Source organism: Peterkaempfera podocarpi (assembly GCF_042466665.1).
Taxonomy (GTDB): domain Bacteria; phylum Actinomycetota; class Actinomycetes; order Streptomycetales; family Streptomycetaceae; genus Peterkaempfera; species Peterkaempfera podocarpi.
Window position 1 is genome coordinate 2780604 of the sequence record NZ_CP162102.1, and the last position, 11897, is coordinate 2792500.

Consider the following 11897-nt stretch of genomic DNA (forward strand, 5'->3'; position numbering starts at 1 on the left):
GTACGGGGGACTCCACTGGACCCGCCCGCGGCGGACCCACCCGCGGCCCGTCGCCCCCGGGCGGCCCGTGCGGCGGCTGCCCGGGGCGGCGGTGCGGCGGGGCGGCGGTGCGGCCGGCGGGCCCGTGGACGGCCGCAGGCTGGTCAGTCCTCCTCGCCGCCGCGGTCCTCCTCGTCCTCGTCCTCTTCCTCGGCGGCCGATTCGGCGCCCGTGACGGTCCATGAGGCCAGCCGCTCGGAGATCCCCGCGACGCCGAGACGCCCGTCCCGCACCGCGCGGGCGAGGGAGCGCACCTCCCGGGCGGTGGTGGCCACGGTGGCGCCGCTGGTGACCAGATAGGCATAGGCGGCGGCGGTGGCGAACAACTCGTTGGAGCGCTCCAGTGCGGGCGCCCGCAGCAGCTGGTGCAGCAGTGCGGCGGCCCGGTCGGAGGACTCCGGGTAGACGGGGATGTCGAACACCTCCGCCTGGTGCCGCGCCACCGCGGCGAGCAGCGACCCGTAGTCGGTGACCTGGGGGTCCCCCGGGGTGTACTGCTCCGCCGTCATCAGCAGCCACGCCAGATCGACGCGTACGTTCAACGTCGGGCACCCTTCGCCGCCTGCTCGGCGTCGCCGAACTCCGCGACGAACGCCGTCTCGTACTCCTTCATGAACTGCGCGGCGGCATCGACGAAGGCCCGGCCGGTCTCCCCCATGTCCTGCTGCACCAGCTTCTCGATGTACTGGTTCATGCTGATTCCCTGTGCCTCCGCCCGCTCACGGGCCATCTCCGCCGTGGACTCGTCCACCCGCACATTCAGCTGCTTCTTCCCCATGCTTTTGAAGCTAGCGCCAAAGCGCTAGCATGGCAAGCACCCGGGAGGCTTCCACCACAATGCAGGGATGGACCAGCCCCCCATGACCCCAGGACGCCCGCCCGCGCTCCTCCCGCTGCCCGGCGGGGTGTCACTGCGCCGCAGGCGCGCGGCCGACTCCCCCGCACTGTGCGCCGCCGTTCTCCAGTCCCTCGACCACCTCCGCCCCTGGATGGCCTGGGCCGCCGAGACGCCTGTGCCCGAGCGGACGGAGGAGCAGTCGCGGGCGGCGGAGGCGGCCTGGGAGTCCGGGACGGAGTTCCTCTATGTGCTGGGGCTCGACGCCGTACCGGGCAGCGTCATCGGTGCGTGCGGCCTGCACGGCCGGATCGGGCCGGGGGCGCTGGAGATCGGCTACTGGGTGCACGCCTCGCACACCGGACGGGGCCACGCCCGCCACCTCGCCGCGGCGCTCACCGAGGCGGCGCTGGCACTGCCCGGAATCGGACGGGTGGAGATCCACTGCGACGAGGCCAACACCGCCAGCGCGGCGATCCCCCGCCGGCTGGGCTACCGGCTCGACCGGATCGAGGACGACGGAATCGCCGCGCCGGCGGAGTCCGGGCGCAGCATGGTCTGGATCGCCCCGGCCCACTGAGCCGCCGCACCGGCCCGCCGGGCCCGCCGCGGCGGGCGGCTCAGCGTCGCGCCGACAGTTGCCGGCGCACGGCGTCCAGCAGCCCGTCGCAGGCGGCCTCGCACATCGCCAGGCACTCCTCGAAGCCTTCCGTCCCGCCGTAGTACGGGTCGGGCACATCGAGATCGGCTCCGGCCGGGAGCGCCGGGTCGAAGGAGCGCAGCAGCCGCACCTTGGCGGCGTCCTCCGCGCCGGGGGCGAGCCTGCGCAGGGCACGCAGATGCCCGGCGTCCAGGGCGATCACCAGGTCCGGGGAGGCGAACCAGGCCGGACGGAACTGCCTGGCCGTGTGCGTGGCCGGGTACCCGGCCGACTCCAGCACCGACACCGTGCGCTCGTCGGCGCCGTCCCCCTCGTGCCAGCCGCCGGTGCCCGCGCTGTCCGTCTCGACCAGCCCCGCCAGGCCGGCCTCGGCCAGCCTGGCGCGGAAGACCTGCTCGGCCATCGGCGACCGGCAGATATTGCCCGTGCAGACGAAGCAGACCCGCAGCGGCGCGCCGGCAGTGGTCATCCCCGACCGCCGTCGGCGGGCTCCAGGATCGCCACGCACTCGAAGTGGTGGGTCATCGGGAACAGGTCGAAGGCCCGCAGCGTCACCGGGCGGTAGCCCGAGTCGCGGAAGAATCCCAGGTCGCGGGAGAGCGCCGCCGGGTCGCAGGCCACATAGGCGATCCTGCGGGCGCCCAGCCCGGCCAGGTGCCGCACGGTCTCCGAACCGGCGCCGGAGCGCGGCGGGTCGAGGACGATCAGGTCGGTGGAGGTGATGCCGGTACGCGGCAGCAGCTTCTCGACCTTGTCGCACTCGATCCGGACGTTCTCCATGTCGGCCAGGTTGTGCCGGGCGTCCAGCACCGCCTGCTTGGACGACTCGATGCCCAGCACCGCGCCGTTCTCGCCCAGCCGGTCCGCCAGGGCGCCGGCGAAGAGGCCGACCCCGCAGTACAGGTCCAGGGCGTTCTCGCCCGGGCGCGGAGCCAGGCCGTCCAGCACGGCGCCCACCAGGGTCTCGGCCGCGGCCGGGTGGATCTGCCAGAAGCCGCCGTTGCCCACCCGCCAGGTGCGCCCGGCAGCCCGCTCGCGGACGAAGGTGCGGCCGTGCACCCGGTGGAAGAGCTCCCGCTCGTCGATCCGGGCGACCGAGACCGGCCGGTCCAGCTCGACCAGCGGCAGCCGGCCGCCGGGGACCGGGGTGAGGATCACCTGCCGGTCGGAGGAGCCGGTCGCGGCCACCGCGTCGATCGAGGCGATCTGCGGCCACTCCCGGGCCTCGATGCCCAGCTCCTCCACACCGGGGGCGGCGATCAGGCAGCGGTCGACCGGCTCCACCTCGTGCGAGCGGTGGCGGCGCAGCCCGGCCCGGCCGGACGCCTGGTCCACCGTGAACTGCACCCGGGTACGCCACGCCGGGACCTGCCCGGCGGGGACCTTGTCGCCCGGGGCGGGTTCGACGCTGCCGTCCCAGCCGGCCTCGGCCGGAGTCAGTCCGGCCAGCCGGTCCAGCTGCTCGGTGAGCACCTGCACCTTGAGCTTGCGCTGCGCACCGGGCGTGGCGTGCTGCCAGTCGCAGCCGCCGCAGCGTCCCGGACCGGCGTACGGGCAGGGCGGGGTGACGCGGTCCTTGGACGGCTCCAGCACCTCCACGGCGTCCGCCCGCAGGTACCGGGAGCCGGTGGTGCCCTCGGTCACCAGCGCGACCACCCGCTCACCGGGCAGTGCATGCCGGACGAAGAGGACCCGGCCCTCGTGCCGGGCCACACAGTGCCCGCCGTGGGCCACCGGGCCCACCTCGACCTCGTAACGCTCGCCGACGAGGGAGGAGGGGGCGTCGGCGGGGGTGGTGCTGGTCACGTAGAGCTGTCCTTGGCGTCGATGGGGCCGGTCCCCTTGGCGGGGCCGGAGACGGCGGCCTCCGGCTTGCGCTGCTGCCGTCGCGGCTCACCGCGCCGGACCGAACCGGGCGCGGACCACTCACGGACCTGCTTGCGCCGCTCGGAGGACTCCAGCTGCCAGGGTACGGAAACCACCATCACCCCGGGCGTGAAGAGCAGCCGGCCCTTGAGGCGCAGGGCGCTCTGGTTGTGCAGCAGCTGCTCGTACCAGTGGCCGACGACGTACTCGGGGATGTAGACGGTCACCACGTCGCGGGGGCTGCTGCGACGCAGGTTCTTGACGTACTCCAGGATCGGCCGGGTGATCTCCCGGTACGGGGAGTCCAGGACCTTGAGCGGCACCTCTATGTCCCGCTCGTGCCACTCGGCCTGGAGCGCCTTGGTGTCCGGCGGGTCGACGTTGACGGTGACCGCCTCCAGCACGCCGGAGCGGGAGAGACGGGCGTAGGCCAGGGCCCGCAGGGTCGGCTTGTGGAGTTTGGAGACCAGCACGATGGAGTGCACCCGGGAGGGCAGCACGGCCTCCTCGCCGAGCTCCTCCGCGGAGGCCAGCTCCATGGAGACACCGTCGTAGTGGCGCCGAATGGCCTTCATCATCACAAAGAGGACCACCATCAGCATGATCGCCACCCAGGCGTGGGTGAACTTGGTGGCCAGCACCACGATCAGCACCAGCGCGGTCATCACCAGGCCGAAGCTGTTGATCACCCGGCTGCGGATCATGTGGGCGCGCTTCTTGGGGTCGGTCTCGGTGCGCAGCAGCCTGGTCCAGTGCCGGATCATGCCGCTCTGGCTCATGTTGAAGGAGACGAAGACGCCGACGATGTAGAGCTGGATCAGCCGGGTGGGCTCCGCCCCATAGGCGATGATGAACACCATCGCGATACCGGCCAGCAGGATGATGCCGTTGCTGAAGGCCAGCCGGTCACCACGGGTGTGCAGCTGGCGCGGCAGATAGCGGTCCTGGGCGAGGATCGAGCCGAGCACGGGGAAGCCGTTGAAGGCCGTGTTGGCGGCCAGCACCAGGATCAGGCCGGTGACGGCGGCCACGAAGAAGAAGCCCGGCTTGAAGTCGCTGAACACCGCCTCGCTGATCTGGGCCAGCGCGGTCTTCTGGTGGTAGTTGTCCGGAGCACCGACCAGCTGGGTGGCCGGGTCGTCCGCCATCCGCACCCCGGTCATGCTGGCCAGGTAGATGATGCCCATGAACATGGTCACCGCGATGCTGCCCATCAGCAGCAGGGTGTTGGCGGCGTTGCGGCTCTTGGGCTTGCGGAAGGCGGGCACGCCGTTGCTGATCGCCTCGACACCGGTGAGCGCCGCGCAGCCGGAGGAGAACGCCCGCAGCAGCAGGAAGATCAGTGCGAAGCCGGCCAGTCCGCTCTCGCCCGGCTCGGCGTGCAGATGGAAGGCGGAGCTCTCCGCATGCATGTCCACACCGAGGACCAGGTGCCGGAAGATGCCCCACACCGTCATCCCCAGGACGCCGGCCATGAAGGCGTAGGTGGGGATGGCGAAGGCGGTGCCCGACTCGCGGACGCCGCGCAGGTTCATCCCCATGAGGATCACGACCACCGCCAGCGACAGCCCCACCTCGTGCCCGCGCAGCGCCGGGACGGCCGAGACCACGTTGGCCACGCCCGAGGTGGTGGAGACCGCCACCGTGAGGACGTAGTCGACCATCAGGGCGCTGGCGACCACCAGACCCGAGTTGTTCCCGTGGTTGACCGTGGCGACCTCGTAGTCGCCGCCGCCGCTCGGATAGGCGTGCACGTTCTGCCGGTAGGACGCGACCACCGCCAGCATCACGATCGCGACCACCACTCCGATCTGCCAGGAGAAGTGGATCGCGGAGACGCCTGCCACGGAGAGGGTGAGCAGGATCTCCTCGGGTGCGTACGCCACGGACGACAGCGCGTCCGAGGCGAAGACGGGGAGCGCGATCCGCTTGGGCAGCAGCGTCTCACCGAGCTTGTCGCTCCGCAGAGCGCGCCCGATGAGGATGCGTTTGGGTACGTCGGTCAGCTTGGACACGAGGAGGATCGTAAGCCGTACGGGGGTCTGCATGGCAGCCGCCCATTGCGGACATGTCCTCGCGCGGGCGTTCGGATGGTGGCGAGCCGCGGCAATTATTCCGAATAGATCGAGATCGCATGTCGGATCGGCCACGGCACAGGTGTTGCCGACGGCCCGGTGCGGGTACCGCGTGTGTGTACGGGGCCGCACGGTGCGACCCTGGTGTACTGCCTGGTGCCCCACGGTGCCAGGATCGGGCCCGAGACATCACCGGAAGGACGGTCGTGCACATCGTCATCATGGGTTGCGGGCGCGTGGGCTCAGCCCTCGCGCGCACCCTGGAGAAGCAGGGTCACTCGGTCGCCGTGGTCGACCAGGACCCGACGGCGTTCCGCCGTCTCGGTTCGGGCTTCGGGGGAAGGCGGGTGACCGGGGTCGGCTTCGACCAGGACACCCTCAAGGAGGCCGGCATCGAGGAGGCCGGTGCGTTCGCCGCGGTGAGCAGCGGCGACAACTCCAACATCATCGCCGCGCGGGTGGCCCGGGAGACCTTCGGCGTGGAGAACGTCGCGGCGCGGATCTACGACCCGCGCCGCGCCGAGGTCTACCAGCGGCTGGGCATCCCCACCGTGGCGACCGTGCGCTGGACCGCCGACCAGATGCTGCGGCGGCTGCTGCCCAGCGGCGCCGAGCCGCTCTGGCAGGACCCGAGCGGCAGCGTCCAGCTGGCCGAGGTCCCGGTGTCCCCGGAATGGGTCGGGCACCGCCTGACCGCGCTGGAGGCGGCGGCAGACGTCCGGGTGGCGTTCATCACCCGGCTGGGCGAGGGCGTCCTGCCCCCGGCCGACTCGGTACTCCAGGAGGGCGACCTGGTGCATGTGATCATGCGCACGTCCTCGCTGCAGTCCGTCGAGGCGGCGTTCGCCAAGGGTCCGGAGGAAGGTCACTGATGCGCGTCGCAATCGCCGGTGCCGGTGCCGTCGGCCGCTCCATCGCGGGCGAGCTGCTGGAGAACGGCCACGAGGTGCTGCTGGTCGACAAGAACCCGTCCTCCATCTCGGTGGAGCGGGTGCCGCAGGCGGAGTGGCTGCTGGCCGACGCCTGCGAGATCACCTCGCTGGACGAGGCCGCGCTGCAGCGCTGCCATGTGGTCATCGCCGCCACCGGCGACGACAAGGTCAACCTGGTGGTCTCGCTGCTAGCCAAGACCGAGTACGGGGTGCCGCGTGTGGTCGCCCGGGTCAACAACCCCAAGAACGAGTGGCTCTTCAACGAGTCCTGGGGCGTGGACGTCGCCGTCTCCACCCCGCGGCTGATGTCCGCACTGGTGGAGGAGGCGGTCAGCGTCGGCGACCTGGTCCGCCTGATGCGCTTCAGCCAGGGCGACGCCAACCTGGTGGAGCTCACCCTGCCCGGCGACGCCGAGCTGGTGGGCACCCGGGTCGGCGATGTGGTGTGGCCCGAGGACACCGCGCTGGTCACCATCATCCGGGAGGGCCGGGTGCTGGTGCCGAGCAAGGACGACACCCTGGAGGGCGGCGACGAGCTGCTCTTCGTGGCCGCCCAGGACCGCGAGGGCCAGCTGGAGGACCTGCTGTCGGCCGAGGCCGAGCAGCCGCAGGACTGAGACGTCCGCCGCGTAACGAGGAGAGGGCCGCCCCGTGGGGCGGCCCTCTCCTCGTACGCACCTCGGCGCGCTGTGTCCTAGTACTCCCGGCTGGAGGCGGCGTGCCGGGCCTTGTGCGGCTTCTCCGCCCCGGGCTCGCCCCCGGCACCTTCGTCGCCGGCCGCCGCGGCCTCCTCCTCGTCGTCGAGGACCGCCTTGATCGGTGCTGGTGCCTTGATCAGGATCTGCCAGGTGAAGTACATCGCGACCACCATCGGCGGGATGCCGAGGGCCACCTTCATCCAGCCCAGCAGATTGGCGTTGTGCGCGAAGTAGAGCGGGAAGAGCACCACCGGCTTGACCGCCATGCAGACGAACCAGACCCAGGTCGCCCGGGTGTACGCGGCCAGCCGGCCCGGGTTCTCCTTGCGCCAGGTGAACATCTCGCCGGTGATCGGGCCGAGCATCACCCCGATCAGCGGCCAGCGCACCAGCGCCGAGATCGCGAGGGCCGCGCAGTAGCCCACGCTGTAGAGCAGACCGGGCAGGTAGAAGTCCTCGGCCTTGCCGGACTTCATCGCGATGTAGGCACCGATGGCGACACCGAAGACACCGCTGAAGGCATGCTGCACGGTCTCGCGGCGGGCCAGCCGCACCACGGCGAAGATGCCGCTGAGCCCCAGCGCGGCCCAGGCCGCCGCCGGGACCCGGTGGGTCAGGTTGAAGGTGACGATGAAGACCAGGCCGGGCAGCGTCATGTCGATCATGCCGCGGACCCCGCCGAACGCCTTCATCACGGTGTCCGCGGCCTCCTTGGAGGCCGCCTCGTGCCGGGCCGCGGCCTCCTCGGGGGTCTCTTCCCTCGTGGTCGCGGCGGACTCGCCGCCGGGCAGGTTGCTCACGTCATTCGCTCCCGTGTCCGACAGGACGCAGCTCGTAGCGCGGGTTGAAGAGCACTCGGCGGCCGTGCGCCTGACTGATCCGCCCACTGGCGATCAGCCGTCGGCCGGGCTCTATCCCGGCGATCGACCGGCGCCCCAGCCAGACCACATCCAGCGCGTCGGAGCCGTCGAAGAGTTCCGCCTCCAGTGCGGGGACACCCGCCCGGGGACGCAGGGTGACGGTACGCAAGGTGCCGGTCACGGTGACCATTTGACGGTCGTCGCAGCTGGCGATCGGAGTACAGCCCGCCTCCTCGGCGTCCTGCCGGAGCTCCTCGGCCTGCAACTCCTCCGGGGAACTGGTCAGACGGCCCAGCATGCGGCGGAAGCGCCCCGGCCGCCGGTCGCCTCGGATGTCACCACTCATGCGGGAAGGGTACCCGTTCAGGCCCTGCGTACGGGGCCTCCGCGACCGGCAGGCCCACCCCACCACCCGAAGGGGGTCCGCTCCACGGCACCGCTCCGCAACGTACGGCTGCCTCCGGCGCCCCCGCCGCTTCGCAGAACCGCCATCGGCCCCTAACACCGCGCCGTTGACCCTCCCGCGCCCAGGCTGACAGCATCGGCCCATGGCCTTCACCGCCCTGCCCACGGGGGCATGTCGCCGCGGCAGCCGCCGTCCGGCGCCGACGCTGCGCTGATCCACAACGCTGATCCATGCGCCGATCACTGCGGCGATCTGCGCACCCGCGCTCCGAACTCATCGCCGGCAGGCCCTTCACCGCCGACCACCGCGTGGTGACCGCCGTCTGACCCCTATGCCCGGCTGACGCAGGGCCCGCCGCGCGGAAGTGCCGCTGCGGTTCTGCGGGCGTGCGGAATGCAAAAAGGGGCTCCGCGGCCTTTCGGCTGCGGAGCCCCTCTCCTCAATGATTGTTCGGCGGCGTCCTACTCTCCCACAGGGTCCCCCCTGCAGTACCATCGGCGCTGTAAGGCTTAGCTTCCGGGTTCGGAATGTAACCGGGCGTTTCCCTCACGCTATGACCACCGAAACACTATGAAACTCTCAACCCAACCCCCGAAGGGGCAGAGTCGGTCGTTGTTTCAGAACAACACAGTGGACGCGTAGCAACTATGGACAAGCCCTCGGCCTATTAGTACCGGTCAGCTCCACCCATTACTGGGCTTCCACACCCGGCCTATCAACCCCATCGTCTATGGGGAGCCTTACCCACTCAAGGTGGTGGGAGCCCTCATCTCGAAGCAGGCTTCCCGCTTAGATGCTTTCAGCGGTTATCCCTCCCGAACGTAGCCAACCAGCCATGCCCTTGGCAGAACAACTGGCACACCAGAGGTTCGTCCGTCCCGGTCCTCTCGTACTAGGGACAGCCCTTCTCAAGACTCCTACGCGCACAGCGGATAGGGACCGAACTGTCTCACGACGTTCTAAACCCAGCTCGCGTACCGCTTTAATGGGCGAACAGCCCAACCCTTGGGACCTACTCCAGCCCCAGGATGCGACGAGCCGACATCGAGGTGCCAAACCATCCCGTCGATATGGACTCTTGGGGAAGATCAGCCTGTTATCCCCGGGGTACCTTTTATCCGTTGAGCGACGGCGCTTCCACAAGCCACCGCCGGATCACTAGTCCCTGCTTTCGCACCTGCTCGACCCGTCGGTCTCACAGTCAAGCTCCCTTGTGCACTTACACTCAACACCTGATTGCCAACCAGGCTGAGGGAACCTTTGGGCGCCTCCGTTACCCTTTAGGAGGCAACCGCCCCAGTTAAACTACCCACCAGACACTGTCCCTGATCCGGATCACGGACCCAGGTTAGACATCCAGCACGACCAGAGTGGTATTTCAACGATGACTCCACAACCACTGGCGTGGCCGCTTCACAGTCTCCCACCTATCCTACACAAGCCGAACCGAACACCAATATCAAGCTATAGTAAAGGTCCCGGGGTCTTTCCGTCCTGCTGCGCGAAACGAGCATCTTTACTCGTAATGCAATTTCACCGGGCCCGTGGTTGAGACGTCGAGAAGTCGTTACGCCATTCGTGCAGGTCGGAACTTACCCGACAAGGAATTTCGCTACCTTAGGATGGTTATAGTTACCACCGCCGTTTACTGGCGCTTAAGTTCTCAGCTTCGCCCCGACGAATCGAGACTAACCGGTCCCCTTAACGTTCCAGCACCGGGCAGGCGTCAGTCCGTATACATCGCCTTACGGCTTCGCACGGACCTGTGTTTTTAGTAAACAGTCGCTTCTCGCTGGTCTCTGCGGCCACCACCAGCTCAGGGAGAAAATCCCCTCACCAGCAATGGCCCCCCTTCTCCCGAAGTTACGGGGGCATTTTGCCGAGTTCCTTAACCACGGTTCACCCGAACGCCTCGGTATTCTCTACCTGACCACCTGAGTCGGTTTGGGGTACGGGCCGCCATGAAACTCGCTAGAGGCTTTTCTCGACAGCATAGGATCATCCACTTCACCACAATCGGCTCGGCATCAGGTCTCAGACTATGTGCAGGGCGGATTTGCCTACCCTGCGTCCTACACCCTTACCCCGGGACAACCACCGCCCGGGATGGACTACCTTCCTGCGTCACCCCATCGCTCACCTACTACCAGCTCGGGCCACCGGCTCCACCACTCCCCCTCACTCCGAAGAGATCAGAGGCGGCTTCACGGGCTTAGCATCACTGGGTTCGACGCTGGCGCTTCATAGCGGGTACGGGAATATCAACCCGTTGTCCATCGACTACGCCTGTCGGCCTCGCCTTAGGTCCCGACTTACCCTGGGCAGATCAGCTTGACCCAGGAACCCTTGGTCAATCGGCGCAAGAGTTTCCCACTCTTGTATCGCTACTCATGCCTGCATTCTCACTCGTATACCGTCCACGACTGGCTCCCGCCGCCGCTTCACCCGGCACACGACGCTCCCCTACCCACCCACACCTTCGTTGGAAGTATTGTGTGAGTGACACGGCTTCGGCGGTGTACTTGAGCCCCGCTACATTGTCGGCGCGGAATCACTTGACCAGTGAGCTATTACGCACTCTTTCAAGGGTGGCTGCTTCTAAGCCAACCTCCTGGTTGTCTCTGCGACTCCACATCCTTTCCCACTTAGCACACGCTTAGGGGCCTTAGCCGGTGTTCTGGGCTGTTTCCCTCTCGACCACGGAGCTTATCCCCCGCAGTCTCACTGCCGTGCTCTCACTTACCGGCATTCGGAGTTTGGCTAAGGTCAGTAACCCGGTGAGGCCCATCGCCTATCCAGTGCTCTACCTCCGGCAAGAAACACACGACGCTGCACCTAAATGCATTTCGGGGAGAACCAGCTATCACGGAGTTTGATTGGCCTTTCACCCCTAACCACAGGTCATCCCCCAGGTTTTCAACCCTGGTGGGTTCGGGCCTCCACACGGTCTTACCCGCGCTTCACCCTGCCCATGGCTAGATCACTCCGCTTCGGGTCTTGGGCATGCGACTCAAACGCCCTATTCGGACTCGCTTTCGCTACGGCTACCCCACACGGGTTAACCTCGCCACACACCGCAAACTCGCAGGCTCATTCTTCAAAAGGCACGCAGTCACGGCCACAGTCCGAAGACTGCAACGACGCTCCCACGGCTTGTAGGCACACGGTTTCAGGTACTATTTCACTCCGCTCCCGCGGTACTTTTCACCATTCCCTCACGGTACTATCCGCTATCGGTCACCAGGGAATATTTAGGCTTAGCGGGTGGTCCCGCCAGATTCACACGGGATTTCTCGGGCCCCGTGCTACTTGGGTGTTCTTCAAGCGAGCCGTACAGATTTCGTCTACGGGGGTCTTACCCTCTACGCCGGGCCTTTCGCATGCCCTTCGACTACCCATACGGTTTCTGACTCGCCGACCGGCCGGCAGACCGATCAAGAAAAAACCCACAACCCCGCACGCGCAACCCCTGCCGGGTATCACACACATACGGTTTAGCCTCATCCGGTTTCGCTCGCCACTACT

The 11897-nt window shown here is 68.0% G+C and carries 10 protein-coding genes and 2 rRNA genes (1 of these 12 only partly in view); 3 read left to right on the forward strand and 9 right to left on the reverse strand.

The features are described 5' to 3' along the window. Positions 1–143: 143 nt before the first annotated feature. Together AB0761_RS12145 and AB0761_RS12150 are read right to left on the reverse strand one after the other, a co-directional pair. Positions 144–581: a fic family toxin-antitoxin system, toxin component gene (locus tag AB0761_RS12145; RefSeq protein WP_377268994.1), complete on the reverse strand. Its 438-nt coding sequence runs from the start codon at positions 579–581 to the stop codon at positions 144–146. After that, entirely contained in the window at positions 578–817 is a 240-nt protein-coding gene (locus AB0761_RS12150; protein ID WP_377268995.1) for a toxin-antitoxin system HicB family antitoxin, read from the reverse strand. The genes AB0761_RS12145 and AB0761_RS12150 overlap by 4 nt, the downstream gene beginning before the upstream one ends. Positions 818–884: 67 nt before the next feature. Here AB0761_RS12150 and AB0761_RS12155 point away from each other — a divergent pair, with 67 nt between their 5' ends. Next, positions 885–1454, forward strand: coding sequence for a GNAT family N-acetyltransferase (locus AB0761_RS12155; protein WP_377268996.1), 570 nt, complete (start codon positions 885–887; stop codon positions 1452–1454). A gap of 40 nt (positions 1455–1494) precedes the next feature. Here the strand turns inward: AB0761_RS12155 and AB0761_RS12160 are convergent, their stop codons facing one another. Genes AB0761_RS12160 through AB0761_RS12170 form a run of 3 tightly spaced genes read right to left on the reverse strand, consistent with a single transcriptional unit; the run spans position 1495 to position 5416 of the window. Continuing rightward, the gene (locus AB0761_RS12160) at positions 1495–2004 is read right to left on the reverse strand and encodes a low molecular weight protein-tyrosine-phosphatase (protein ID WP_377268997.1); all 510 of its coding nucleotides are present in this window, start codon (positions 2002–2004) and stop codon (positions 1495–1497) included. Then, the gene (locus AB0761_RS12165; RefSeq protein WP_377268998.1) at positions 2001–3341 is read right to left on the reverse strand and encodes a class I SAM-dependent RNA methyltransferase; all 1341 of its coding nucleotides are present in this window, start codon (positions 3339–3341) and stop codon (positions 2001–2003) included. The genes AB0761_RS12160 and AB0761_RS12165 overlap by 4 nt, the downstream gene beginning before the upstream one ends. Further along, the gene (locus tag AB0761_RS12170; protein ID WP_377268999.1) at positions 3338–5416 is read right to left on the reverse strand and encodes an APC family permease; all 2079 of its coding nucleotides are present in this window, start codon (positions 5414–5416) and stop codon (positions 3338–3340) included. Before AB0761_RS12170 ends, AB0761_RS12165 begins: the two co-directional genes overlap by 4 nt. A gap of 266 nt (positions 5417–5682) precedes the next feature. On the opposite strand from AB0761_RS12170, the gene AB0761_RS12175 reads away from it, so the two are divergent. Then, a complete protein-coding gene (locus tag AB0761_RS12175; protein WP_377269000.1) occupies positions 5683–6348 on the forward strand; it encodes a potassium channel family protein in 666 nt (221 codons plus the stop codon). Next, on the forward strand, positions 6348–7025 hold the full coding sequence (locus tag AB0761_RS12180; RefSeq protein ID WP_055588587.1) for a TrkA family potassium uptake protein: 678 nt from the start codon (positions 6348–6350) through the stop codon (positions 7023–7025). Before AB0761_RS12175 ends, AB0761_RS12180 begins: the two co-directional genes overlap by 1 nt. Positions 7026–7102: 77 nt before the next feature. Here AB0761_RS12180 and AB0761_RS12185 read toward each other — a convergent pair whose 3' ends face one another. The 4 genes from AB0761_RS12185 to AB0761_RS12200 form a co-directional block, all read right to left on the reverse strand. Beyond that, on the reverse strand, positions 7103–7906 hold the full coding sequence (locus AB0761_RS12185; protein WP_377269001.1) for a DUF3159 domain-containing protein: 804 nt from the start codon (positions 7904–7906) through the stop codon (positions 7103–7105). Between the two features lies 1 nt (position 7907). Continuing rightward, entirely contained in the window at positions 7908–8312 is a 405-nt protein-coding gene (locus tag AB0761_RS12190; RefSeq protein ID WP_377269002.1) for an OB-fold nucleic acid binding domain-containing protein, read from the reverse strand. Positions 8313–8820: 508 nt separating this feature from the next. Continuing rightward, positions 8821–8937 (reverse strand): 5S ribosomal RNA (gene rrf / locus AB0761_RS12195). Positions 8938–9019: 82 nt separating this feature from the next. Beyond that, positions 9020–11897: ribosomal RNA gene (locus tag AB0761_RS12200) — 23S ribosomal RNA — on the reverse strand (it continues 243 nt past the right edge of the window).